Raw genomic sequence first — 24,616 nt, 5'->3', positions numbered from 1 at the left:
TCTAGTGTATTAAACGGCGGAAGAGATCGACCGCCGATTCGACACCCTGCTTGACCTTCTGCTCCACCGCCTGGCGGACCGCCGTGGTCAGGCGCGGGCTCAGGTCCTCAGTCGGCTGATCGAGCGTCCCGCCGACATGGACCGGCGCCCAGAAATAGAGGCCGCGCGATTCGGTGAAGACCTGGCTTTGCGCTCCGGGCAGCGCGGACAGGGTCGATGCGGGCAGCCCCAGCTGCACCTGCCCGTCCAGCGCGTTCCCGGCGGAAAAGCTGCAGGAAATGGCCCCCTCCGCCCGGGCCAGCCCTTCCGACTCGATTTCCAAGTCCTTGACGTCGGCCTGTCCCGGCACCAGCGCATAGTCGAAGGAAAAGGCGCGGAACTTGAGCGTCCGGTAGGCCGCCGTGCGGGTGAAGGCGGCGAATTGGTCGAGAATCGGCAATCCCTCCAGCCGCGCCTCCTCCAGATGGGCCTGTCCCTCCAACCGCCACGGCCCGTCGCCCAGCCGGGGCGAGGTGAAGCGCCAGAAGGAAAAGAGATTCCCATAAAAGCGGGCGCGCCAATCGGGCGGCAAAAACGGCGTCACCGGCACGCCGGAAACTTCCCCGCGCAGGTCGACGTCGGAGGCGTCGCCGATCCCCGCCTCACCGGAAAGGGACAGGGTCCCCTGCCCCGGGTTTTTCAGCGCCGCTTCCGTCAAGTAAAGCCGCCCGGGGCGGATGCGGAGGGAAACCTTCTGCACTTCCTGCACGGGCAGCGCGGCCAGGGCCAGGGTGCCCTTTTTCCCGTCGACACGCCATCCCTCCTCCTCGTGCCGCACCTCGACCGCCACGTCGGAGGCGGAGCCGCCCCCGGCCAGCTCGGCGGGCCACGCCACCGTCACGGAGTGGAATTGGAGGCGGTCGACCTGGAACTTGGAGGGAAGCAGCGAACGGCCCGCCGATTCCGGCAAAGGGACTTCCGCCGGCGTGACCGCTTTCCCCGCGTCGGCCTTTTTGAGGGAAAGGTGGAGGCGGCCCACCTCGATCTCGTCGACCTTCCAGACGCCGCGAAAGGCGGCGGCCAGGCTCAGGCCCGCGCGGATATCCTGGACCAGGAGCCGGTCCACGGCCGAGCCCGGCCCGCCCGCCGCCGAGAAGGAGGGGCTGTAGAGGGAAAAGCCCGACCAACGCAGCCCCTCGAACCGCCCCTCCACGCCCAGGGCGCGGGAGGCGGCCTGGGAGACGCGCTCGCGAAAATCGGAGCTGCCCAGATAGCGGTTGATCCAGACATAGCCAGCCGCCACGGCCAGCGCGGCCACGGCCATCACGGCCGCCAGGGAGAGGAAGACGAGGCGCGCGGTCTTGTTCATGAGGCGGCGGGCGGGGCCAGCACCGGCGCGTCGCTGGGCCGGAAGAGGCGGTCCCAGAAACTCAGCCACGGCGGGCGGAAGTAACCGCTGCGGTACTCGGCGTAGCGGGAAAGGATCGTGTCGACATAGCGGCGCGTCGCCTTGTAGGTGATGCGCGGCTCCATCGCGCCCGCGTCGAGCGGCTTGGCCGGATCGACCCAGCGCAGCACGTTGCTGCGGCCCGCGTTGTACTCCGCCAGGGCGAAGGCCTCCGGCCGGTCCGCTCCGTTCCAATGGTGGAGCATGCGGGCGAAGTACCAGGAGCCGATGGCGATGTTCACAGCCGGTTCATACAAGAGATCGGGATCGATGGGGGAGAGGCGGTGGATCTGCGCCCATTCCGCCGCCACCCCGGGGGTGACCTGCATGAGGCCGCGCTCCTCTTTCAGGCCCCGCGCGCGGGGGTCGAAGCGGCTCTCCCGCCAGATGATCGCCCGGACCAGGAGAGGGTCGACCCCCAGCCGCGCGGCGATGGGGACGATGATCGGGTCGTAACGGCGCTGCAGCGCCACGGCCTTCCGCTGCCAAAGCCAGGCCGCCGCCCCCAGGAGGAGGACCGCCGCCGCCAGGACGAGGAGGATCTGTTGCCGCCGCACGCGCATTGCCGAAAAAGGTACCCCCACGCCCGGGGGCTACGCAAGACTGAGGGGATCGACGTCGATCGACATCTGCACCTCGTCCGGCCAGGCGGGCTCGTCCAGCAGAGGGCGGAGGGCCCGGGCCGCCGCGGCGGCCTTCTCCACGAGCAAAAGGAGGTGGAAGCGGAAACGGTCGTCCACCCGGGCCACGGGCGCCGGGGCGATCTCCCCGCCCTCCAGCGGCGTGACGGCGGAGACCAGGGAGACGATCCGCTTGGCCACCTGCTCGGCGACGAAGCGGGTCTTCTCCTCGCTCCGGCCCCGCCAGCGGACCAGAATGGCGCGGCGGAAGGGGGGGAAATTGAGCTGGCGGCGGAAGTCGAGCTCCTGCTCGGCAAAGCCGTCATAGTCGTGGTGGCGGGCGTATTGGATCGCCGGGTGGAAGGGGGTGCGCGTCTGGATGAAGACCTCCCCCTTCCGGTCCCCGCGTCCGGCACGGCCCGCCACCTGCATGAGCTGGTGGAAGACCCGCTCCCCGGCGCGGAAGTCGGGGATCTGCAGCGCCCCGTCCACGCCGATGACGCCGACGCAGGTGACGCCGGGGAAGTCGAGCCCCTTGGCGATCATCTGCGTGCCGACGAGGATATCGATCTCCCGCCGCGCGAAGGCGGCCAGGGCCTGGTAGGGCGCCTCCTTCCCGCGCAGCGTGTCCGAATCGAGCCGCTGGAGCCGGGCGGCGGGGAAGGCCTGGGAGACGGCCTCCTCCACCTTCTGCGTCCCCTGCCCGCTGTAGCGGTAGCCGGGAGAGCGGCATTGCGGGCAGACGGAGGGAATCGGCGCGACCCCGTCGCACAGGTGGCAGCGGAGGCGCTGGTCGCTCCGGTGGTAGGTCATGGCCACGCTGCAGCGGGGGCAGTTTTCAACGTGGCCGCACTCGGGGCATTGCAGGGCGGTGGAGTGGCCGCGCCGGTTGAGATAGAGGAGGACCTGCTCCCCCTTTTCCAGCCGCGCGGTGACCGCCTCCCGCAGGCGGGGGGAAAGGAGCGGCGCCGCGGCGGGGGCTCCTTCCTGACGGCGGGCCTGCCGAAGGTCGACGACGTGGACGGTGGGCATCGGCCGATCCGCCGCGCGGGAGGCCAGCTTCACCAGCCGGTATTTGCCGGTCTGGGCGTTGTGGAATGACTCGAGGGAGGGCGTGGCCGAGCCGAGGATGACCGCCGCCCCTTCCAGGTGGCCGCGCAGAACGGCCAGGTCCCGCCCGTGGTAGTAGGGGGCCTCCTCCTGCTTGTAGGAGGGCTCGTGCTCCTCGTCGACGACGATGAGGCCGACATTCTCCAGCGGGGCGAAGACGGCGGAGCGAGCCCCGATGACGATCCGCGCCCGGCCGGAGCGGATCCGTTCCCACTGGTCCCGCCGCTCTCCCCGGGAGAGGCGGCTGTGCAGCGCGGCGACGCCGACGGGACGGCCGAAGAAACGGGCCCGGAAACGGTCGATCACCTGCGGGGTCAGCGCGATCTCCGGCACGATGAGCAGGGCGCTCTTCCCCGCGTCGAGGACGGAGGCGATGGCCCGCAGGTAGACCTCCGTCTTTCCGCTGCCGGTGACGCCGTGGAGGAGGATGGGCCGCCGCTTCTCCGGCGGATGGGCGCGCTCCTCCTCCACCGCGGCCAGGGCGGCCTGCTGCGCCGCGTTGAGGTCGTGCGGGGGGTGGGGCTGGATGGGCAGGTCGGCCAGGGGGTCGCGCTCCCGCGCGGCGGGGGCGATGACGGCCAGGGAGCGGTCGTGCAGGCCCTGCCAGACGGCGCGGCCAAAACCCGCCGCCATCAATTCCGCCAGCCAGCCGCCCTCCTGCTCCCGCAGGTAGCGCCAGGCTTCCAGCTGCCGCTTGGCCTTGCCCAGGACGCGGACGGCTTCCTCCTCCGTGACTCCCTCCCGGGGAGCGACCCAGAGACGCGTGAGGGCGGAAGTTTCCTTCCGCACCGGCTCCGGCAGGACGCAGCGGAGCGCCAGCGCCAAGGGGGCGCAATAATAGTCGGCCAGCCAGCGGGCCAGGGCGAAGAGGGAGGGCGGCACCACCGGCTCCTTCCCCACCAGGGAAATGATAGAGCGGAGCCGGTCGAAGCCGCTCTCCTTCATCGACTCGATGACGATGCCCGTCGTCTCCGACCGCCGCAAGGGGATGCGGACCTTCATGCCGGGGACGACGGCGGCGCGGAGCGTCTCCGGCACGGCGTAGTCGTAAGCCCGGTCGTATTCGTCCTCCGGGACGATGCGGGCGTAAGGGAATTCCATGGGCGTTCCCACGATAGAGGCGGCCGGGCCGCTTGAAAACCCCTTCCGGCGGTGGGTAGTCTGGCGGCCCGCCATGGACGCCCCCACGATCATCGCCCTAGCCACCCCGCCCGGCGCGGGAGCCCTGGCGCTCCTGCGCCTCTCCGGGCCGGAGGCGACCGCCCTGACCGACCGCCTCCTGCGCCGCCCCGTCTCCTGGGAGCCCCGGCGGCTCTGGCACCGGGAACTGCACGACGGGGAAATCCTCCTGGACGACGTGGTCCTTTCCTACTGGCGCGGCCCCCGCTCCTACACGGGAGAGGACGTCGTCGAAATATCCTGCCACGGCAACCCCTTCCTGGTCCGGCGCGTCCTGGACGCCTACCTGCGCCTGGGCGCCAAGCCCGCCGGGCCGGGGGAATTCACCCAGCGGGCCTTCCTCAACGGGAAGGTCGACCTGACCCAGGCGGAGGCCGTGGCCGACCTCATCGCCGCCGCGACCGACCGGGAGATCGCCGGGGCGCAGGCCCTCCAGGCCGGACGGCTGGGCGCGATGCTCCAGGAAGCCCGCGCCGCCCTCATCGACCTTTTGGCCAACCTGGAGGCCTACATCGACTTTCCCGACGAGGACATCTCCCCGGAAACCGGCTCGGCCTTCGCCGCCCGCGTCGAGGCGCTGCGCGCCGCCGTGGCCCGCCTTTTGGAAACCGCCCCCCTGGGCCGCATCCTGCGGGAAGGCATCGTCACCGCCATCGTGGGAAGGCCGAACGTCGGCAAATCGAGCCTCTTCAACGCCCTCCTGCGGGAGGACCGGGCCATCGTCTCCCCCCAGCCGGGCACGACCCGCGACGTCCTGGAAACGGAAACCCGCGTCGGCCCCTGGCGGCTGCGGCTCCTGGACACCGCGGGCCGCCGCGCGACCGACGACCCCATCGAGGCCGAGGGCGTCCGCCGCGCCGCCGCCGCCGCGGAACGGGCCGACCTGGTGATCCACCTCGTCGAGGCCTCTTCCCCCGCGCCGGAGGACTACGCCCCCGCGCCCGGCCAGCGGGTCCTCCGCATCGCGGCAAAGGCCGACCTGGGCGTCGCCCCGGAAAACGCCGCCCTGCCCCGCCTCTCCCTCCGCACCGGCGAAGGGCTCGACACCCTGCCCGGCTGGATCGAGGCGGCCCTCGTCGCCGACGGGCGGCCCCTTTCCTCCCTGGACGGGATCACCGTCAACGGACGCCAGGAAGCCGCCCTGCGCGCCGCCGAGGCGGCCCTCTCCCGCGCCCACGCGGGCCTCCTGGCCCACGACGCGCCGGAACTGACCAGCCTGGCCCTGCGCGAGGCGCTGCGCGCCGCCGGGGAAGTCGTCGGCGTGGCCACCGACGAGGAGATCCTCGACGCCCTTTTCCTCAAATTCTGCATCGGCAAATGAGCCTTTATAAAACCTGCCTCCGCCCCCTCCTCTTCCGCCTTCCGCCGGAAGCCGTCCACCACGCCGCCCTCCGCCTCCTCTCCAGCCCGGCCGCCCGCCTGCTGGGCGGGGGCGCCTACCCCGGCCCGGAGCGGAAACTCTGGGGCCTGACCTTCCCCAATCCCCTGGGCCTGGCCGCCGGTTTCGACAAGAACGGCGTGGCCCTGGACGGATGGGAGGCCCTCGGCTTCGGCTTCATGGAACTGGGCACCGTCACCCCCCTGCCCCAGCCAGGCAACCCGAAGCCCCGCATCTTCCGCCTCCCCGGCCACGGCGGCCTTATCAACCGGATGGGCTTCCCCAACGAAGGGGCCGCCGCCCTGGCCGACCGGCTCCGCGCGCGGAAAGAAACGGGCCGCTGGCCCTCCGTCCCCGTGGGCATCAACCTGGGCAAAGGAAAGGCGACGCCGCTGGAGGAAGCCCCCGCCGACTACCTGGCCTGCTTCCGCGCCCTGCGGGAGCTGGGGGACTACTTCGTCGTCAACGTCAGCTCCCCCAACACGCCCGACCTGCGCCGCCTCCAGGACGGCGCCGCCCTGGCCCGCATCCTCGACGCCCTCCAGGCGGAGAACGCCCAAGGAACGCCGAAGCCGATTCTGGTCAAAATCGCCCCCGACCTGACGGACGAGGCGCTGGCCGAGGCCGTCGCCGTCCTGCGCCAGCACGGCGGCGCGGGTATCGTGGCGACGAACACCACCCTGGACAAAAGCGCCGTGCCGCTGAAGGAAGCGGGCGGCCTGAGCGGCGCGCCGCTGCGCCGCCGCAGCACGGAGGTGATCCGCTTCCTGGCCCGGGAAACGGGCGGGGCGCTCCCCATCATCGGCGCGGGCGGCATCTTCACCGCGCAGGACGCCCGGGAAAAGCTGGAGGCGGGAGCCAGCCTGCTGCAGGCCTACACCGGCCTGATCTACGAGGGGCCCGGCTTCGTCCGCGCCGTCTGCGCGGGGCTCCGGGGCTAAGGCTGGGAAGGCTGGGCCACCGGGAAAAGGCCCAACAGGCTGGCGGGCTCGCCGCGCTCCTCCTGGAGCACCCCATTGTAATAGAGACGGAAGATGTAGCCGTAGTAATGCTGCGCCGAACTGCCGGCGGGACGGTCGTAGGCGGCCCGCAGGGTCTCGACGCGGCCGTGTTCCCAACTCGCCCGGGAGTTGGTGAAGGCCACCTGGAGGCGCGCGTTGGTCGGCACGACGATCCCTTCCCGCGTCTGGTCGTAGAAATAGAATTTGATGCTTACCTTGCCCGGGTCGATCGCCATCGCCCCGGAGAGGGGCGCGATGGGAAGGCTCAGAGAAAATCCGGTGCCGTCGATCGGCACCCGCTCCGTAGGCCCGACGCGGAACGTGATGCCCCCCGGCGCGGCGGGAACCGGAACCGCAGGAGGCACCGGAATAGCCGCCAGCCGGTCCTTCGCGATGACGCCCAGGGCTCCGGCCTCGTCGCCAAGGGAGATGAGCCCCTTCCAGGCGTTGGCCGCCTCCTGCCAATTCTTTTCAGCTTCCGCCAGCTCCGCCTTCGCGCGGAACGTTTCCGGGAAACGGGGGTTGAGGCTCTCCGCTTCCAGGAGGGCGGCGTGGGCCAGCTCGTAACGGCCCTGATCCATGTTGAGCCGGACCTGCCGCAGGTCGGCGGCGATCCGTTCCGCCGGATCGGCGGGCACGGGGATGCGGGCGGGCCCCAGCTTCGGCTGGAGGGCGGCGGGCGCGGGGGGCGCAGCCGGGGCCGGGGGAGGCACGGAGACGCCCACCTGGAGGGGCGTGGCCTGCGGCGCCAGGAGCTGCGGGGAATTCGTGTCGATATCGACCCGGTGGCGCAGCCAGAAGACGGAGACGACCGCCGCCAAGGGGATCAGGGCCGCCCCCAGGGAGAGATAGACGGCCAGGACGTAGGTCTTCGGCCGGACGCGGCGGCGCATGCGGCGGGAGGCGAGATCGGAGGTGTTTTCGGAAAATTCAGGAAGGGCCACGAACGGCTCCCATGGTCTCACAGCCGCCCCCGCCGGGCAAGCGGGGAGGTCTATTTGGCGGCGGCAGGAACGGGCGGGTTCTTAGCGCCTAAAAAGGGATTGGCCACCAGCTTCTTATAGTCGTCTTCGGAAAGGACGAAAGCATACGGCGCCCCCTCGATTTGCATGGCATAACCGCCCTCCACTTTGCCTCCGACCAACAACGTGAAGGGCGCGGCATCCTTAACCTCCGCCGCGGGCTGCACAATGGCCTTGGCCGGCTTTGACAAACCGTAGGAGGCCTGGGCCGGCCCCAGCCAGCGAACCGCATGCAGATGCCCCAGGAGCGCCCATTTTCCCGCGGCGGCGCCGGCATCAATAATCGCCCCGGGACGGTCGCAAGTGTAGAGCCCGTTCGTTCGTGCGATCCGCAGGACCGACCCATTAGCCCCCATAAGCGTGATGCTGCCGATCTGATCGGCGCTCAATGGGCTGACGTTTGTATCCAGCCACGTCCAGGGCTGGCCGGGCCATTTCTCCCGAAAGGAGGGATCGAGGCCGTAGATGAAGGGCAGCGCGGCGTTCTTGGCGTAGAGCACGGGCTTACCGTTCGGACCCTTGCCGATTTTGCCCAGGAGCAGGGTGACCGGGGCGGGAGCGGGCGCGGGTGCCTCCTTCTTGGCGTCCGGGGACGTTTTGGCCTTTTCTCCGGACTGATCGGGAGCTTCCGGCTTCGCCACGGCGAGGGTGACGGTCAGCGTGGCCGAGGGATGGTCGAGGCCGTAGGCCTTCAGATCGCTGGTAGTGTCGCTAACGAACTGGGCCGCCTCCAGCGCGGCGAGATCGTCAACCAGGCCCAAGAGCGCCGCCCGGTCGACCGGCAGATCCTTGCCGCCCGCGGCGGCGGGGGCGGCCAGCCACTTGTCCCCTTCCTTGCGGGCGGAGAAGGCGGCGGGCTTGGCCGGATCGAAGGACTGCTCCGCGCGGATCGCGGCGGCCTCGGCCGGATGGAAGGGGAGGACGCGGCGGTCGCGCGTGGCGGGCAGGTCCGCTGCCAGACGCTCCACATCCTGCCGGGCCAGGGTGAAGACCGTCTTTTCGTCGAGCCGCTTCGCGTAGACCTGCGGGGTATCGCTCTTCATCTGGCCGGGGACGGGCTGGCCGATAAGGAGAATGGAGGGATTCTTGGACGCCTCCTCCTTCACCCAGAATTGGGCGGCGGGGGTGTTCAGGCCGTAGGGGCTCAGATCGGCGGCGTCGTCGCTGATGAACTGCTGGACGCGCAGGCTGCCCAGGTCCCCCAGCCAATGGAGGACCCGCTGCGTGTCGGCGGCGGCGCTCAGGGGCTTTTCCAGCTTCCACGCGCCGTCCTGGCGGCCCAGGGCGTATTCCGGCGCGGCGCCCGCCTGGCGCAGGCCCAGCTGGCGGACCTGGGCGGGATCGAGCCGCAGGGCCTGGCGGCTGCGCAGGTCGGCCAGCTTGCGGTCGATACCGTCGCGGGCGGCGGAGGAGATGAGGATGACAGGAGAGTCGGCACTATTGGAGGCGCGGGCGTAGAGCATCTCGCTCACCGCCGTCTTGCGGCCGATCCGCAGCACCTTGGAGAAGCCGGGGCCGGAGAACTCGACGACGACGTTGCCCGGCACCAGCTCCCATCCTTCCAAGGTTTTGGTCCCGCCGGGGATCTTGGCCAGGGGAATGGTGCGGCGGGCGCCGAGGAACTGCAGCTCGTTGAGCACGCCCTCCACCGCGCCCGGATCGGCGGCGGTGACGATGGGGGCGGTGATCGTCCAGGCGCCGCCCTTCTTTTCGAGGGTCAGGAGCCCTTCCGGATCGGTGATCTTCACCGAATTGATCTGATCGGCCTTGGCGTCGTAGAAGACCTGGATGCGCGCCCGCTCCGCCTCCTCCGTGCCGCGATGGTGGCGGTCCAGGAAAAGATAGGCCGCCATCCCCAGGACGACGAGGGCCAGGACAAGGGTGGAACGAAAGTTCCTCATGGGCATTTTAAAGGTGGGCCTAACGGCGGCGGGAGAACCAGACGGCCGTCCCGGTGAGGAAGGCCAAACCGGGCGCCAACGCCAAAGCCAGGACGATGATGGTCGACTTCTGCAGCGGGCTGACGTTGAGGCCGAATTCCTGGGCCGCCTTCGGCGAGATGCCGATGGCCAGGTTCTTCTGCAGCTCCCAGTTGAGGAGGGAGAGGAAGAAATCGAGGCCGGTCATATCCAGCTTTCCGTTGGTGAGGAAGGTGGAGCCGCCGACAACCACCAAGCGGGAACCGACGAGCTTGGCGCCGTCCCCGGGGATCTCCCCGCCGTCGTAGGCCACGGCCAGAATGAGCGGGCCGGGGATGTCGGCGCCGGGATTGAACTGGGGATTGGGGTCTTCCAGATTGGTCTCCCCCCAAAAGCCCGCCGGAGTCTTCACCAAGGCGGTGGCCTTGGAGACGTTGGGGCTGGCGGGGTCTTTCAACAGGGCCAGGGAACGGGCGTTGTCCATCTTCAGGTTCATCCCCTTGAGGAGGCGGACGGCGGGATGGTCGGCGTATTCGGTGCCGATGGCGGTGTTGAGGAGGTAACGCTTGCCCGCCATGTTCAGCGCGCCCAGCACGCGGGTGTCCTGCAGGACGATGCCGTATTGCTGCGCCACCGGCTCCAGGCCGGTGACGGCCTGCGGGTCCTGAAAGAGGATGACCTTCCCCTTGTCCGCCAGGTAGGTAGCGATGGCCTGAACCTCGTTGGCCGTCAGCGGGCTGCGCGGACCGGCGATGACGAGGGCGTCGGCGTCCTTCGGGATCGCCCCCTCGTGCGCCAGGTTGAGCGGGGCGGCGGTGAGGTTGTCCCGCTCGATGTAGATCTTCAAGCCGCCGATGCCGACGGGGTTGGTCGTGTCGGCCAGGTCGCGCTCCCCGTGGCCGGTGAGGAAGTAGACCTTCGCCGTCTTCCCCTCCACCAAGGCCTGGATGGCGGCGGTGAATTGGGCTTCGCCCTTGAAGGCCTTCAACTCGCCCGCCTCGCCGGTGAAAGGATTGGGCTGGCTGTATTCGGCCAGGGAGGAGTCATTGATGACCTTGTGGCGGTCCTTGTACTCGATGACGATGACGTTTTCCTGCTTCGGATCGAGGTTGTACTTCCGGATCAGTTCCTCGGCCCGCGGGATGTCGACGCCCGCGTCGATGAACTCCAGCTTGATCTTGCTGCCGCCCTTGTAGCGGTATTCGCGCAGGAGATTCTCGATTTCCGAACGGAGGCCGGAATTGGCCATGAGGGTGGTGATTTCCACCTCGTCCGGGAGGTTCTTGAGGATTTTGACCGTCTTGTCCGAGAGCTTGTAGTAACTGCCCTTGGAGAAATCGTGCCGGACATAGTAGCGGAAGCCGACGTAGTTGGCCATGGCCAGCACGGCCAGCGCCAGGACGATGGTCAGGAGGCTGTTGAGGCCAAGCTGGGAGCGCTGGGCCTTGGCGAAGGTGGGATTGCTCATGGACGAAAAATCACGAACGGAGGCGGCGCGCCTCCAGGATCCGCTCGGTCAGGAAGAGGAAGAAGGCGGTGCCGCTCAGGTAAAGGACGACGGGCCGCGTGTCGAAGATGCCCCGGGAGAACGTGTCCATGTGGGAGAGGGAGGAGAGGTAGCTGACGACCTGCCGCGCCCCTTCGCTCAAGCCCAGGTAGGCCAGGAAGTTAATGCAGAAGATGGCGAAGATGAGCGCGAAGCCCAGGATGGCGGCGATAATCTGGTTCTTCGTCAGGGAGGAGGCGAAGAGACAGATGGAGATGAAGAAAACGCCCAGGAGGAAGACCATCAAGAAAGGCAGCACGACCATGCCCCAGGTCAGGTCGAACTTCTGGTCGCTGAAGGTATAGACGTAGGCCACGTTCAGCGCCACCGGGATCCAGAGCAGGACGAAGAAGGTGACCAGGGAGACGAACTTGGAGAGGACCACCTCCCACTCCCGCACGGGAGCGGTGAGGAGCATCTCGATGGTGCCCATCTTATATTCCTCCGAGAAGGAGCGCATGGAGATGAGCGGCGCCTCCACCATGATGGTGAACCAGAAAACGAAGGCGTTCAGGCAGGCGTAGAGGATCGAGTAACCCCGCATGTTCTGATAGATCATGAGGGCCAGGAAAACGGCGAAGCCCGCGCCCTGGATGAGGGCCGCGCCGGTCATCACCACGTAGGCGATGGGGGAGAGGAAGATGCTGCGCAGCTCCCGCTTGTAGAGGGTCCAGAAATTCATAAGCCTAGTCTTGGGTCAGTTCGACGAAGATTTCCTCCAGGCTCGCCTTGCTCCGGCGCATCTCGCGCAGGGACCAGCCGCGGTGGCGGATGACGTCGTAGAGCGCCTCCCGCACGTCGGCGCCCGCCTTGGGGAACGCCTTCACGGCCAGCCAGCCGCCTTCCTGCTCCTCGATCACCTCCACCTCCTCCACGTCGCGGGCCTGGGAGAAGTGCTGGAGGGCGTCCTCCCGCGAGGCGCGGACCTCCACCACCACCGCCGCGCCACCGCGCACCAGGCGGGTCAGGTTGGCGGGCGTGTCGGAGGCCTCGATCTTGCCGCGGTTGAGGATCAGGACGCGGCTGCAGGTCGCCTCCACCTCGCTGAGGATGTGGGTGGAAAGAAGGATGGTGTGGTGCTGGCCCAGCTCCCGGATCAGATCGCGCACGGAGCGGATCTGGTGGGGGTCGAGGCCGATGGTCGGCTCGTCCAGGATGAGAAGATCGGGATTGTGGACGATCGCGTCGGCCAGGCCGACGCGCTGGCGGAAGCCCTTGGAGAGGGTGCCGATGATCTTGTGCTGGGCGTCCTGCAGGTGGCAGAGGCGCTTCACGTGCTCCACCCGGTCCCGGACCTGGCGGCCCGGCACGCCCTTGAGGCGCGCGCGGAAACGGAGAAACTCGTCCACCCGCATGTCCGTGTAGAGCGGGACATTCTCCGGCATGTAGCCGACCCGGCGGCGCACCTCCAGAGACTCGGTCACCACGTCGTACCCGGCCACGCGGATGTGCCCGTCGGTGGGGGGGAGGTAGCCCGCCAGCACCTTCATGGTCGTGCTTTTCCCGGCGCCGTTCGGTCCGAGGAAACCGACGATTTCCCCTTTGTCGACCCGGAAGGAGATGTCCCGCACGGCTTTGAAGCCGGCATAGGTTTTGGAGAAATGTTCGACTTCGATCATACCTGGGTCAGGTATGAAAAAATCCTTTTGCGCCGATGTCAAGTTTATCGCACCCTCGTCCCCCCGCATGAAGATCTACGCCATCGCGAACCAGAAAGGCGGCGTCGGCAAGACGACGACCACGATCAGCCTGGCCGCCGCCTTGGCGGAGGCGGGCCATCGCACCCTTCTCATCGACCTGGACCCGCAGGCCAACGCGACCAGCGGCGTGGGCCTGGAGCCGAACGAGCGCGGGAGCCTCTACCCCGTCTTCCTGGGGGAACGCCGCCTTTCCGAGCAGATCGTGCCCACGGCCTACCCGAACCTGGACGTCGTGCCGTGCGAGATCGATCTGGCCGGCAGCGAGATCGAGATCTCCCGCCGGGAAAACCCCCTGACCGCCCTGCGCGAGGCCTTCCAGGCCTTCCGCGAGGAGCCCGGCGCGCCCGCCGCGCGCTACGAATTCGCCTTCATCGACTGCCCCCCTTCCCTGGGCATCCTCATGACGAACGCCCTGGCCGCCGCCGACGCGCTCCTCGTCCCCCTGCAGTGCGAATACTTCGCCCTGGAGGGCCTGAGCAAGATCCTCAACCTCGTGGAACAGATCGGCGCCATCCATCCCGCGCTCAAGCCGCAGGTCGCGGGCGTCATCATGACGATGTACGACGCGCGCACGCGCCTCTCCCAGCAGGTCGTCGACGACGTGCGGCAGAACGTCGCCGCCCTCGCCTTCCAGACGATCATTCCTCGCACCGTCCGGCTGGCCGAAGCCCCCAGCCACGGCCAGCCGATCCTGAAGTACGATTCCTCCAGCATCGGCGCGCAAAGCTACCGGCGGCTGGCCCAGGAATTCCTGGAGCGGCAGGGTTTGGCCTAGCCTGCGTGGACGCCCTCGGCGAATTCCTCCACCATCTTCTCGTTGAAGGCGGGCAGGTCCTTCGGTGAGCGGCTGGTGACCAGTCCCTGGTCGACCACCACCTCCTCGTCCACCCATTCCGCCCCGGCGTTTTCCAGGTCGGTCCGGATGGAGGGATAGGACGTCAGCCGGCGGTCCATCACCACATCGGCCTCAATGAGGAGCTGCGGCCCGTGGCAAATCGCGGCCACCGGCTTCCCCTCGTCAAAGAAGTCGCGGACAAAGGAGACGGCGTCCTCCTCCATGCGCAGCGTGTCGGGATTCATCACCCCGCCGGGCAGGAGCAGCCCGTCGAAATCGCCGCTCTGCGCCTGTTCCAGCGCCAAATCGACCGGCACACGGATACCCCACGCGTCGTGGTTCCAGGCCTTCACCTCTTCCCTGCAGGGGGAGACGATCTTAATCTCCGCGCCCGCTTCCTGGAGGGCCTCGACTGGCTTTTCGTATTCGCTCTGTTCAAAGCCGTCCGCGATGAGGACGGCGATGACCTTGCCTTGAAGGGAATTGGGCATGTTCATTCCTGATGAGGATCAGGGGCCATGCCATGCCCCCACAGATCGGACTTAAGTAATTGAATGCCAGATGGTTTTGAAAACGGACATCTTGGAAAATACCGCCCCTCTTCCCGCACTTTGCAGGATCGGCACGGCGGGGCTATTGCGGACTGCCCACCGGAAGCGCCCGCTGCACCGGCTCCGCCCGGGGAGCGACCGGCGTGGCGGCGCGGACCGGTTCCACGGGCTGCGCCGCCTCGACCGGCTCCGCGCCCCCGACAGGCTGGGCCCGCTCCACCGGCTCGGCGGGCTCGACGGCCGCGGCAGCCGCTTCCCCGGCGGAAGGCGGGGGCGCCACCAGCTGGGCGCGGGGCGGCGGAGTCGCCTCCGCGGCGGAGACGGAAATAGTCTCGTCGCCGCCCGTGGAGGGCGCGGCGGGGGCCGTAAAACGGTGATACTGGTCCCGGAGCCAGGTGAAGATGCGCGGCTCCGGCACGTCCGGTCCGGCGGCGACCGGCTGGGCCGGAACGGAAGTGGCCACCGCCCGAGCGCGCGCCGCCTTCTCCGCTCCGGGAGCCTCCTCCCCCACGGCGGTGGCGGGGAGGACCCGGTCGGCGGGCGCGCCGCCGATCGCCAGCAGCGGCCCCCCGGCGTCCCGCTGCTCGGCGCGGAGATATTCGGCCCGGCCGTTCGGCACCTGCTCCGAGCCGAAGAACGTGTCCCGCGTGGTGTAGGTCTGCACCAGGGCCACGCCCGGCGGCGGCTCAAACGTGCCGGGCGGGTAATAGGTCTGCGCCTGCGCCATGATCCGGCCCCAGAGCGGCACGGAAAGGCGGGAGGCGTAGCCGCCGGGCAGAATCTGCACCGGCGTGTCGAAGCCGATCCACAACCCCGCCGTCACCGCCGTCGTGTAGCCGACGAACCAGCTGTCCTTGTAATCGTTCGTGGTGCCGGTCTTGCCGCCCACCGCCCCCTGCACGCCCGCGGCGCGGACGCCGCGGCCCGTCCCCTCGTCCACGACGCCCTGGAGCAGGTCGTTCACCTGGAAGGCGACCTGCGGGGAAAGGACCCGCTGCTCGGAAGGGACATGCTCGTAAAGGACGCGCCCCTCCGGGTCAAGGATTCGCCGGATGAGGTAGGGCTTCTTCTTGATGCCGTAATTGGGAAAGATGGAGAACGCCGCCGCGACCTGGAGCGGCGTGACGGAACAGGCCCCCAGCGCGGAGGAGGGATACGGCGGGATCGTCACCCCCGTGGCGCGGCGGAAAAGGTCGGCGAAATTCTCCAAGCCCCCCGCCACCGCCGTACGAACGGAGGCAAAATTATCGCTCGTCTCCAGCGCCTGGCGGACCGGGATGAAGTCGGGCGGGTTGGCCGGGTCCGGATTGAGGCCCGCCGTGGCCCAGTCCGGACGCCGCAGGTCGAAGTGGCTGCGGTCGACCTGCGTCATGCCGCCGATGTTCAGCACGTTAAAGGCATTGGCGTAGACGAAGGGCTTCACCGTGGAGCCGATCTGCCGCCAGGCCGCCAGCGCGCGGTCGAAGTGGCTCTCGTCGTAATTGCGGCTCCCCACCAGGGCCAGGATGCCTCCGTCCCGGTTGTCGAGGGCGACGAAGGCGCCCTGGAGATACGGCGCCCCCTCCCGCCCCGCCTGGATCGCCCGCGCGCGGGTCAGGTGGCGGTAGTCGGACTCCGCCTCGATCTGCTCCAGCTGCCGCTCCACCTCCGCCTCCGCCTCCCGCTGGAAGCCGAGGTCAATCGTCGTCTCGATGCGCAAGCCGCCCCGGCTCAGGAGGCCCGGGCTCAGGAGGTCCTGCGCCTCCCGCCAGGCGGCGGCCCCGGCGTGGGAGCCGACGGAGGGCTCCAGCGGACGCAGGGCCAGCGGCTCCTCCTCCGCCGCGCGGCGCTCCGCCTCCGTGATGTAGCCGTGGTCCTCCATGCGGCGCAGCGCGCGGGCGCGGGCCGCCTTCGCCTTGGCCGGATTATGCCAGGGGGAGAAGGAATTGGGGCCGGAAATGATCCCGGCCAGCATCGCCGCCTCGGAAAGGGTGAGGTCCTTCGGCGCCTTCCCGAAGTAGGCTTCCGAGGCGGAGCCGACGCCGTAGAGCCGCCCGCCGAAGAAGATCCGGTTCATGTAGAACGTGAGGATCTGCTCCTTCGTGTAAACGCTCTCCAAACGCAGGGCCAGGAAGATCTCCTTCAGCTTCCGCCCATAGGTGCGCTGGGACATGTGGGCGGAATTGCGCGCCAGCTGCTGGGTGATGGTGCTGGCGCCGGAGGAGACGTGGCCGTGGAACAGGTTCCCCGCCGCCGCGCGGCCCATGGAGATGGGATCGACGCCGACGTGGCGGTAAAACCGCTGATCCTCCGTGGCGACGATCGCATCCTTGAGGTAATGGGAGACCTGGTCCCCGCTGACGATCACCCGGTTCTCCTGGAAAATCCGCTGCAGGGGATGGCCGTTCCGGTCGTAGATCACCGTGGTCAGCGGCATGTGGCTCACCTTCTTCAGGTTGAAGCAGAGCGCCCAGCCCGCCGAGTAGACCAGCCAAAGAAAGACCGCCCCCGCGACGAGCGAAAAGAGGATCCCCAGGGCGATCCAGAAGGAATGAAGCAGCGACGGTCTCAAAACGCGGTTACGGTACTCTACTTCTGGCCGGGCACAAAGAGGACTTTCCCTTTCTTCCCCTCCCGCGCCGCATGGGCCAGCGCCTCCCGGTATTGCGGAAAAGCGTAGCGCGCCTCCACCCGGGCGCGCAGGACCCCCCCGGCGAAAAGCCCCGCCAGCTCCCCCTCCATGGCGGCGACGCGGACCGGATCGGCCTTCGTCCGCCAGCGGCTGACCCAGAAGCCGTGAAAGGCGATGTTCTCGAAGATGAGGGCCCGGTTGGAAAGCTTCACCGGCTGGCGGCCCATCGCCCCGTAGGTGACGTGGGCGGCGTCGGGCGCCAGCACCTTGGCCAGGAGGGCCGCGCTCTCCCCGCCCACCGCGTTGAGCGCCAGCACCGGCCGCGCCCCGCCGGTTTCCCGCAGGAGGGACTCCGCATCGGCCGCCGCCGTCACCGCGTCCGCCCCGGCGGCTTTTAAGGGGGCGACGTCTCCCTCCCGCCGGACCAGGTTCAGCGTCCGCCAACCGTAGTGTCGGGCCAGGGCGATGACATGGGCCCCCACGTCGGAAGTCGCCGCGTTCTGGACCACCCAGTCCCCGGGCTGGAGCCGGGCAAATTCATGAAGGAGGCCCCAAGCCGTCGCCGGGTTCACCTGGAAAAGAGCCGCCTGCTCCGCCGTCAGGCCGGGCGGGAACGGGACAACCTCCTCCGCAGGCACCACGGCTTCCTCCCGCCAGTAGCCGCCCCCGCGCAGCCGGACCAGGTCCCCCGGCTTCACCGATTCGACGTCAGAGCCCGTCTCGACGACCCGGGCCGCCCCCTCCACGCCGCCCACGGCGGGCAGCGGCGGGCGGGTGCCGTACGTCCCCTCGATCCGGTTCAGGTCGGCCGGATTGATGGGGCTGGCCTCGATCCGGACGCGGACTTGGCCCGCCCCCAGCGGCCCGGAGGAGGTCTCCCTCCAGGAAAGGACTTCCGCAGGGGGGCCAAAGGCCTCAAAAGCGAGCGCGTGGGGCATCGGCCCCCCATTTTCCCGACCCGCCCGCGCCTTGTCGAGGGCCGAACGAGCCGCTACCCTTTGGGAATGTACCTCCTGGACCAGCTACCCTCCGAATGGGACCTGGGCGACGCGCCGTCCTACCGGCGCGACCAGGTGGCCCGCTGGGTCTTTGAGCGCCGCGCGACCGACTTTGCCGCCATGAGCGACCTGCCGGAGTCCCTTCGCGCCCAGCTGGCGGGCACGTACGACCTGCACCCCCTCTCCGAGGCGCGCCGACAAGGCTCCGGCGACACCACGCGGAAATTTCTCTGGAAACTGGCCAAGGGAGACTTCGTCGAAAGCGTCCTGATCCCCGCCAACGTCAACCTCTTCGGCGAGCGCTCCCACCGGCAGACCCTCTGCGTCTCCAGCCAGGTGGGCTGCGCCTACGGATGCAAATTCTGCGCCAGCGGCCTGGACGGCTGGAAGCGGAACCTCTCCCCGGCGGAGATCGTCGCCCAGGTCGTGGAGGCGGAGCGCGTGGCGGGCAGCCGCATCCAGAACCTCGTCTTCATGGGCATGGGGGAGCCTCTGGCCAATTACGACAACCTCCTGCGCGCGGTGGAGATCCTCAACTCCCCCTGGGGACTGAACATCGGAGCGCGCCACATCACCATCTCCACCAGCGGCCTGGTGCCGCAGATCCACAAGCTGGCGGAGCAGCCCCGCCAGCTCCGGCTGGCCATCTCCCTCCACGGCGCCACCGACGCCGTGCGCGGCCAAATCATGCCGGTGAACAAGAAATACCCCCTGGCGGAGCTCATCGACGCCTGCGCCGCCTACCAGCGGAAGAAGGGGCAGATCATCACCTTCGAATACATCCTCATCGAGGGGATCAACGACGCGCCGGAACAGGCGCGGGAACTGGCCCGCCTCTCCCGCCGCGTCCGGGCGAAGGTGAACCTCATCCCCTACAACACCGTGGAGGGGCTCCCCTGGAAACGCCCGTCGGACGCCGTCATCCGCGCCTTCGCCGACCAGCTCAAGGGGGCGGGCTGCACCGCCACCGTGCGGCACGAAAAGGGGCACGACATCGACGCCGCCTGCGGCCAGCTCCGCCTGCGGGAACTGAAGGCGTGACGCCCCTGCCCGCCCGGGCCCTCGCCGCCCTGCGCTGGATCGTCCCGCTCCTGCGGGAGGAGGCCGTCCCCTTCACCATCACCGGGGGGCTGGCCGCCCGCCTCCACGGGGCCACCCGCCCTCTGGCCGACATCGACCTGAACGTCCCCAACGAGGCCTTGGCCCGCCTGGCGCCGCGCCTCCGGGAATGGACCGTCAGCGGCCCCGCCCGGTACGCGGACGAAACCTGGGACCTGGATCTCCTCACCCTGCGCCGGGACGGCCAGGACATCGACCTGAGCGGCGCCGCCTACCGGCTCCTCGACCGCGCCACGGGCCGCTGGCTCGAGCTGGAGGCCGATTTGAACGACTGGGACGCCTTCCCTCTGGAAGGCCTGGAGCTGCCGGTGGAAAAGAAGGCCGCGCTCATCGCCTACAAGGAAAAGGCCGCGCGGGAGGTCGACTTGGCCGACCTGCGGGAGCTGCGCGCTACGGCTTGATCTGCGCTTCCAGCTGGGAGATCTGGTCGCGGAGGTTGGCCGCCTCCTCGTACTTCTCCTCGGAAATGGCGCGCTGGAGGTCCTTGCGCAAGTCGCGCATCCGCGTGGCGTAGATCTGCTGCTGCGCCAGCCGGGGCGGCACCTTCCCCTTGTGGACGGTGCCCTTGTGCATGTCCTTGAGGATGGAGGAAAGCCCCTCGCCGAAGGTCAGGTAGCAGACGGCGCAGCCGAGGCGGCCGGTCTTCTTGAAATCGGGCTGGGTGAAGCCGCACTGCGGGCAGACCAGCTCCGCCGGGCTGCCGCCCTTCATCTCCTCCGCCGCACCGAGGCCCAGGAGCATGTCGGCCAGGGAAAAGCCGGCCGGATCGGCCACGCCCTTCTCCTTGGCGCACTTCTCGCACAGGTCGATCTTCTGCATCTTTCCCCCCACGATCTGGGTCAGATGGACAGTGGCGGCGTTATTGCAGAATTGGCACTTCATGGGCGTAAACCCCCCTCATCCGGAGGGTTATGTCACTCCGAATATATTGGCACGCCCACGACTCGGGTCAACTCATGGAAGCGGCGCGTCAGGTCGGCCGTCACGGGGCCGGGGCGGCCCTCGCTGATGATCCGGCCGTCGATGTCGATGACGGGGACCACCTCCGCGGCGGTGCCGGTCAGGAACAGCTCGTCGGCGACGAAGAGGTCGTAACGGGTCAGCATCGTCTCCCGGACTTCCAAACCGGCCTCCTTGGCCAGGCGGATGACGGAGCCGCGGGTCAGGCCGCCCAGCGCCCCGGCGTGGATCGGCGGAGTGAAGACGACGCCCTTCTTCACGGCAAAGACGTTGTCTCCGGAACACTCGGCCACGTAACCCTCCCCGTTGAGGAGGATCGCCTCCTGGGCGCCGGCCTGCTGGCACTCCACCTTGGCCATGATGTTATTCAGGTAATTGAGGGACTTGATCGCCGGGCTGAGGGCGGCGGGGGAGACCCGCTGGCTGGGCACCGTGACGACCTTCAAGCCCTTCTCGTAGAACTCCTTCGGATAGAGCTGGATCGTGTCGGCGATGATGATGAGGGAGGCGACCGGACACTTGTCCGGGGAGAGGCCCAGGTTGCCAATGCCGCGGGTGACCACCAGGCGGATGTAGCCCTCCTTCAGGTTATTCTGGCGGCAGGTTTCCAGGGTGGCCTCCTTGATCTCGGCCAGGGACAGCGGGAGCTTCAGGAGAATCGCCTTCGCCGAATCGGCCAGGCGGTCGAGGTGCTCGTCCAAAAGGAAGACGCGGCCGTGGTAAATGCGAATGCCTTCAAAGACGCCGTCACCGTAAAGGAGGCCGTGGTCGAAAACCGAGATTTTCGCGTCCGCCTGATCGTAGAACTTGCCGTCGATGAAGACCTTCATAGGGGGTCCATTCCTACCGGCCCGCGCCGGAAAAGCTAGGCTGAATTAGGCTTTTTGGGCGTTCCCCTGGAAGACGCGGCGGATGATCTCCTCGATGGGAACTTCCTCGATCGTCACGTCGTCCGGGGAGAGCTGGGAAAGGAGCCGCTGGGTGACGGCGATCATCTCCCCGCGCGGCACGCGCAGGCGGATCGCGTCGTCCTCCCGCTCCAGGACCTCCCCCGCCTCCGCGAACGGGAACGCGGGCAGCCCTCGATCCCAGCGCAGAGTCAAAATCTTGTGAGAGGCAAACCGGTCGGTAATCGCCTCCAGCGGCCCGTCGAAGAAGAGCTTCCCGTGATCGATAATCACCACCCGCTCGCACAGCTCCTCGATGTCCCGCATGTAGTGGGAGGTCAGAAGCGTGGTGATCTTCCGCTTCCGGGCATATTCCCGGAGGAACTCCCGCACCTTCTTATGGGAAACAACATCGAGGCCGATCGTCGGCTCGTCCAGGAAAAGCACCTCCGGCCGGTGAAGGAGCGCCGCGATCAGCTCAAACTTCATCCGCTCCCCCAGGGAAAGCTCCCGGACCATGACGCGGAGCTTGTCCCGCACCTCCAGCCACTCCGTCAGCTCATCGAGCGTCCGCTGCGCCTCCGCCCGGTCGATGCCGTAGATGGCGCGGTTCAGCTCCAGCGATTCGGAGGCGGGCAGGTCCCACCACAGCTGGTTCTTCTGCCCCATCACCAGGGCAAAACGGCGGCGGAAGGCGTCCTTCCGCTCCCAGGGGCGGAAGCCCATCACCCGGGCGTCGCCGGAAGTCGGGTAAAGGAGGCCGGAAAGCATCTTCAGCGTCGTCGTCTTCCCCGCCCCATTGGGGCCCAGGAAGCCCACCAATTCCCCCGGCTGGACACGGAACGTGATGCCGGACGCGGCGGCCGTTTCCTCATATTTCCGCCGCCAGAGGCCCCGGAGGGCCCCCCGCATGCCCGGCTCTTTTACATAAGTCCTGTAAACCTTTGTCAGGCCTTGAACGTCAATGATCGGTTCCATGCGCCCAGTTATCCTAATGGCTAGCGTCCCGGTGGCAATTCCTGGCACATCTTATGCTGATTTCCTTTCATGCCGGCGCAGCCTGTCCCCTCCGCTCCTCCGCAGGCACAGCTCCCCTCCCTGAGTGAGCCCGCCCCGGCGGCCTCGTTGAAAGGCATCCCGCCGGTCGTCTTCTTGGGCGAAAACCACATGGAAAATCGCCGTGGAGACGAAACGCAGATTCTAAAAGCCTACAAGGAGAAATACGGCCGAAATGCCAGCCCGCTCCTGGCCGTGGAACTGCCCAACCAATTCCAGGCCTCCTTCAACACCTACGTCAAATCGGCGCGGACCCCGCAGGACGAGGAAAAGTTCTGGATGTCGGCCGTCGCCTCCGTCAATCCCGCCATCACCCCGGAAAAGGCCAAGGGCCTGGCGGACAACTACTATATGGCTCCCGGCCGGGGCGAGGAAACGCGCGGCCTGATCCAGGTGGCCACCCAGGCCGTCGACCAGGGGTACCGGGTGGCCTTGGTCGATCAATACATGCCGCGGGACATGGCCACCGGCCTGCACGGCCTGGAAACGCGGAATTCCATCATGAGCGGCCGCATCGCCCAGCTGGCGGGGCAATCCCCCACCGGCGGCGTGATCGTCATCGACGGGGCCGCCCACAACCAGGCCGACGTCGGCGTGGCCACCCTGCCCCAGCTCCTGGCCAAAAAGGGCTTCTCCAACCAGGTCTCCCTCAACCTGACCAATGAAGACATGGCCGGCGAAATCCCCGTCGCCAATCCCAAGGAGGCCATGGCCGCCATCGACAAGCAGGCCCTCGCCTCCGCTCCCTTCCAGCGCTCCAGCCAGACCGTGGCCCAGGGAGAACAAACCCAGCGCACCCTTGCCGCCCCCATCGTAAGCCGCTGATTTTTGCGCTTCGGGGAAGGTGTGTTAAATTCATTTATGGAAACAACCAACCAAGGCACCCACGTCGACAAAGAGAAGCTTTACCGCGACATCCAGGAGGTCATCCGGGACGCGGAAGCCCTCATCCATGAAACCGCCGGCGATCTGAGCGAAAAAGCCCGCGCCACCCGCGAACGCCTCACCGCCCGCATCACCGAAGCCCGCGCCCAACTGCGTGAATGGAACGGCGTCCTCAAGGAAAAGGCAATCGCCGGGGCCAAGCAGGCCGACCAGACGATCCGCGCCCATCCTTACGAATCGATCGCCATCTCCTTCGGCGTCGGCCTCCTCGCCGGCCTGCTGATCAGCCGCAAGTAAGGTCCGCGGCCTTCCCTTGTGAATACCCTTCAAGAGCCCCCCCTGGAGGAAGGGGACACCTCCGCCGCGCCCAAGTTCCTGGCCTCCATCCGGAAAATGGGACGCCTGGCGCTGCAGAGCGTCCACGTCCGCGTGGAGCTTTTCTCGCTCGAACTGCGGGAAGAGAGCCTGCGGGCGGTCAAGGCCGTCATCCTGGCTTCCGCCTCCATCCTTCTAGGCGCGGTCACCCTCCTATTGGCCACCTTCACCCTCATCTTCGCCGTCTGGGACGATCCGGCGGCGCGGCTGCGGATGCTGTGGGCCTTGAGCGGCTTCTATCTGGGCGTCACGGCCTTGGTCGGTTTCCTCACGTGGCGCTTCGTCCATTACGCCAAGCCGCCCTTCGCCGACACCCTGCGGGAGTTTGAAAAAGACCGCAGTTGGATCGAGGGAAAGAACGCCAACCCGCAGGAGCCGTCATGAAGAATTCCCGCAGCCTTCCGGAACGGAAACAGATCCTCATCGCGCAGAGCGCGGCGCTCCGCCAGGAATTCTCCCACACCGTCGACGAGATCGAGGACAGCGTGCGCGGCGCCCTCGGCTGGATCGAGCACGGCGTGGAAACCGGCCAGAAGCTGAAGAAAAGCGGCACCTGGCTGGCCGTGGCCGGCGGCCTCATCCTGGGCTGGCGCCTGCTGCGCGGGAAGAAGACCGCCTCCGTGGCCGCCACGGCGGTGAAGACCTCCCTTTTGGGCTCCCTCCTCGGCGGCGGTTTCCGCGCCGCGGGCTGGGTCGGCACCGCGGTGAAGCTCTGGAAAAACTGGAGCGCCGTGCGGGAGCATTTGCAACCGGACGAGGCGCACCGCCACGAGAGCGTGACGCCCCGCTTCAAGACCTAGCCGTCCCCCTCTTTCCTCCCGTACGATTCAAGGGGAGCCCCCGTAAGGAGGCTCCCCTTTTTGGCGTTCCAAAAAACAGGACGGGCTAGATCAGGCCCAGCTGCATGCGGCCCAGCTCGCTGATCATCCCCTGGCTCCAGGGCGGGCTCCAGACCAGCTCCACGTTGGCGTCGCCGACGCCGGGAACGCCCAGGATCTTCTCCCGCGCGTCTCCCGCGATGACGGGGCCCATGCCGCAGCCGGGGGCGGTCAGCGTCATCTTCACGTCGACGCGGTATTTGCCCTCCTGGCCTTCCAAGGCGGAAACCTTGCAGTCGTAGACAAGACCCAGATCGACGATGTTCACCGGGATTTCCGGGTCGAAGACCAGCTTGAGCTGGTCGAAAATCTTCGCCTCGTCCGGCGGCGCGCCGTCGCCGGAATCCTCCGGCTGGGCGGCGGCCTCCTTGCCCAGCGCGTCGGCGTCGCGGGAATCGACGCGGACCAGGTAGGCGTTGGCGTAGAGGACGGTGTAGGAGCCGCCCAGGGACTGGGTGATGGTGACCTGGGAGCCCTCCGGCATCTCGATCGGGTCGCCGCTGGGGATCTTCACGCCGCGGGCGGCGCGGCGCAGGGAGACGGTCTCTTCGCTGCTCATA

At 68.1% G+C, this 24,616-nt stretch carries 24 protein-coding genes; 9 read left to right on the top strand and 15 right to left on the bottom strand.

Translation table 11 applies throughout. The features are described from left to right. Position 1: 1 nt before the first annotated feature. The 3 genes from PW734_06575 to priA are packed head-to-tail and all read right to left on the bottom strand — an operon-like array spanning position 2 to position 4,257. Positions 2 to 1,348 (bottom strand): hypothetical protein, encoded by a 1,347-nt coding sequence (locus PW734_06575; GenBank protein MDE1170855.1) that lies wholly within the window; start codon positions 1,346 to 1,348, stop codon positions 2 to 4. Further along, a complete protein-coding gene (locus PW734_06570; GenBank protein MDE1170854.1) occupies positions 1,345 to 1,983 on the bottom strand; it encodes a lytic transglycosylase domain-containing protein in 639 nt (212 codons plus the stop codon). The genes PW734_06575 and PW734_06570 overlap by 4 nt, the downstream gene beginning before the upstream one ends. Before the next feature lie 36 nt (positions 1,984 to 2,019). After that, positions 2,020 to 4,257 carry a primosomal protein N' gene (gene priA, locus PW734_06565; GenBank protein MDE1170853.1) on the bottom strand — a complete coding sequence of 746 codons (2,238 nt, stop codon included), beginning with the start codon at positions 4,255 to 4,257 and terminating at the stop codon, positions 2,020 to 2,022. Between the two features lie 73 nt (positions 4,258 to 4,330). Here priA and mnmE point away from each other — a divergent pair, with 73 nt between their 5' ends. Next, a complete protein-coding gene (gene mnmE, locus PW734_06560; protein MDE1170852.1) occupies positions 4,331 to 5,656 on the top strand; it encodes a tRNA uridine-5-carboxymethylaminomethyl(34) synthesis GTPase MnmE in 1,326 nt (441 codons plus the stop codon). Then, positions 5,653 to 6,654, top strand: coding sequence for a quinone-dependent dihydroorotate dehydrogenase (locus PW734_06555; protein MDE1170851.1), 1,002 nt, complete (start codon positions 5,653 to 5,655; stop codon positions 6,652 to 6,654). Before mnmE ends, PW734_06555 begins: the two co-directional genes overlap by 4 nt. Here PW734_06555 and PW734_06550 read toward each other — a convergent pair. From PW734_06550 to PW734_06530, 5 genes are read right to left on the bottom strand one after another with little or no spacing between them, the layout of a single operon-like run. Next, positions 6,651 to 7,658, bottom strand: a complete 1,008-nt coding sequence (locus PW734_06550; GenBank protein ID MDE1170850.1) for a hypothetical protein — start codon at positions 7,656 to 7,658, stop codon at positions 6,651 to 6,653. The two genes, PW734_06555 and PW734_06550, sit on opposite strands and share 4 nt — an antisense overlap. Before the next feature lie 50 nt (positions 7,659 to 7,708). Then, positions 7,709 to 9,637, bottom strand: a complete 1,929-nt coding sequence (locus PW734_06545) for a DUF4340 domain-containing protein (GenBank protein ID MDE1170849.1) — start codon at positions 9,635 to 9,637, stop codon at positions 7,709 to 7,711. Positions 9,638 to 9,656: 19 nt separating this feature from the next. Further along, positions 9,657 to 11,123, bottom strand: coding sequence for a GldG family protein (locus PW734_06540; protein MDE1170848.1), 1,467 nt, complete (start codon positions 11,121 to 11,123; stop codon positions 9,657 to 9,659). 10 nt (positions 11,124 to 11,133) lie between these two features. After that, on the bottom strand, positions 11,134 to 11,883 hold the full coding sequence (locus tag PW734_06535) for an ABC transporter permease subunit (GenBank protein ID MDE1170847.1): 750 nt from the start codon (positions 11,881 to 11,883) through the stop codon (positions 11,134 to 11,136). A gap of 4 nt (positions 11,884 to 11,887) precedes the next feature. Further along, on the bottom strand, positions 11,888 to 12,820 hold the full coding sequence (locus tag PW734_06530) for an ATP-binding cassette domain-containing protein (GenBank protein ID MDE1170846.1): 933 nt from the start codon (positions 12,818 to 12,820) through the stop codon (positions 11,888 to 11,890). Positions 12,821 to 12,887: 67 nt separating this feature from the next. On the opposite strand from PW734_06530, the gene PW734_06525 reads away from it, so the two are divergent. Continuing rightward, positions 12,888 to 13,676 (top strand): ParA family protein, encoded by a 789-nt coding sequence (locus PW734_06525; protein MDE1170845.1) that lies wholly within the window; start codon positions 12,888 to 12,890, stop codon positions 13,674 to 13,676. On the opposite strand, the gene PW734_06520 is transcribed toward PW734_06525, so the two are convergent. From PW734_06520 to PW734_06510, 3 genes are all read right to left on the bottom strand, one after another. Beyond that, positions 13,673 to 14,227 carry a type 1 glutamine amidotransferase gene (locus PW734_06520; GenBank protein ID MDE1170844.1) on the bottom strand — a complete coding sequence of 185 codons (555 nt, stop codon included), beginning with the start codon at positions 14,225 to 14,227 and terminating at the stop codon, positions 13,673 to 13,675. The two genes, PW734_06525 and PW734_06520, sit on opposite strands and share 4 nt — an antisense overlap. A 142-nt stretch (positions 14,228 to 14,369) precedes the next feature. Next, positions 14,370 to 16,838: a transglycosylase domain-containing protein gene (locus PW734_06515; GenBank protein ID MDE1170843.1), complete on the bottom strand. Its 2,469-nt coding sequence runs from the start codon at positions 16,836 to 16,838 to the stop codon at positions 14,370 to 14,372. A gap of 17 nt (positions 16,839 to 16,855) precedes the next feature. Beyond that, positions 16,856 to 17,836, bottom strand: coding sequence for a 2-enoyl thioester reductase domain-containing protein (locus PW734_06510; GenBank protein MDE1170842.1), 981 nt, complete (start codon positions 17,834 to 17,836; stop codon positions 16,856 to 16,858). A gap of 66 nt (positions 17,837 to 17,902) precedes the next feature. Here PW734_06510 and rlmN point away from each other — a divergent pair, with 66 nt between their 5' ends. Together rlmN and PW734_06500 are read left to right on the top strand one after the other, a co-directional pair. Then, complete coding sequence (gene rlmN / locus PW734_06505) at positions 17,903 to 18,937, top strand: 23S rRNA (adenine(2503)-C(2))-methyltransferase RlmN (GenBank protein ID MDE1170841.1); 1,035 nt, start codon at positions 17,903 to 17,905, stop codon at positions 18,935 to 18,937. Beyond that, the gene (locus PW734_06500) at positions 18,934 to 19,416 is read left to right on the top strand and encodes a hypothetical protein (GenBank protein ID MDE1170840.1); all 483 of its coding nucleotides are present in this window, start codon (positions 18,934 to 18,936) and stop codon (positions 19,414 to 19,416) included. Before rlmN ends, PW734_06500 begins: the two co-directional genes overlap by 4 nt. Here the strand turns inward: PW734_06500 and PW734_06495 are convergent. Genes PW734_06495 through PW734_06485 form a run of 3 tightly spaced genes read right to left on the bottom strand, consistent with a single transcriptional unit; the run spans position 19,406 to position 21,774 of the window. Then, positions 19,406 to 19,897 carry a UvrB/UvrC motif-containing protein gene (locus PW734_06495; protein MDE1170839.1) on the bottom strand — a complete coding sequence of 164 codons (492 nt, stop codon included), beginning with the start codon at positions 19,895 to 19,897 and terminating at the stop codon, positions 19,406 to 19,408. The genes PW734_06500 and PW734_06495 overlap by 11 nt on opposite strands. A 32-nt stretch (positions 19,898 to 19,929) precedes the next feature. Beyond that, the gene (ilvE, locus tag PW734_06490; GenBank protein MDE1170838.1) at positions 19,930 to 20,805 is read right to left on the bottom strand and encodes a branched-chain-amino-acid transaminase; all 876 of its coding nucleotides are present in this window, start codon (positions 20,803 to 20,805) and stop codon (positions 19,930 to 19,932) included. 45 nt (positions 20,806 to 20,850) lie between these two features. After that, on the bottom strand, positions 20,851 to 21,774 hold the full coding sequence (locus PW734_06485; GenBank protein ID MDE1170837.1) for an ATP-binding cassette domain-containing protein: 924 nt from the start codon (positions 21,772 to 21,774) through the stop codon (positions 20,851 to 20,853). 135 nt (positions 21,775 to 21,909) lie between these two features. Here PW734_06485 and PW734_06480 point away from each other — a divergent pair, with 135 nt between their 5' ends. The 4 genes from PW734_06480 to PW734_06465 are packed head-to-tail and all read left to right on the top strand — an operon-like array spanning position 21,910 to position 23,978. Further along, positions 21,910 to 22,743 (top strand): hypothetical protein, encoded by an 834-nt coding sequence (locus PW734_06480; protein MDE1170836.1) that lies wholly within the window; start codon positions 21,910 to 21,912, stop codon positions 22,741 to 22,743. 36 nt (positions 22,744 to 22,779) lie between these two features. Continuing rightward, complete coding sequence (locus PW734_06475; GenBank protein MDE1170835.1) at positions 22,780 to 23,100, top strand: DUF883 family protein; 321 nt, start codon at positions 22,780 to 22,782, stop codon at positions 23,098 to 23,100. Positions 23,101 to 23,118: 18 nt separating this feature from the next. Then, positions 23,119 to 23,562 carry a phage holin family protein gene (locus PW734_06470; protein ID MDE1170834.1) on the top strand — a complete coding sequence of 148 codons (444 nt, stop codon included), beginning with the start codon at positions 23,119 to 23,121 and terminating at the stop codon, positions 23,560 to 23,562. After that, positions 23,559 to 23,978, top strand: coding sequence for a hypothetical protein (locus PW734_06465; protein ID MDE1170833.1), 420 nt, complete (start codon positions 23,559 to 23,561; stop codon positions 23,976 to 23,978). Before PW734_06470 ends, PW734_06465 begins: the two co-directional genes overlap by 4 nt. A gap of 85 nt (positions 23,979 to 24,063) precedes the next feature. On the opposite strand, the gene sufT is transcribed toward PW734_06465, so the two are convergent. After that, a complete protein-coding gene (gene sufT / locus PW734_06460; GenBank protein ID MDE1170832.1) occupies positions 24,064 to 24,615 on the bottom strand; it encodes a putative Fe-S cluster assembly protein SufT in 552 nt (183 codons plus the stop codon). Position 24,616: the final 1 nt, after the last annotated feature.

The organism is Verrucomicrobium sp. (assembly GCA_028283855.1).
Classification (GTDB): Bacteria; Verrucomicrobiota; Verrucomicrobiia; order Methylacidiphilales; family GAS474; genus GAS474.
This window is presented reverse-complemented; position numbering and strand designations above follow the sequence as displayed.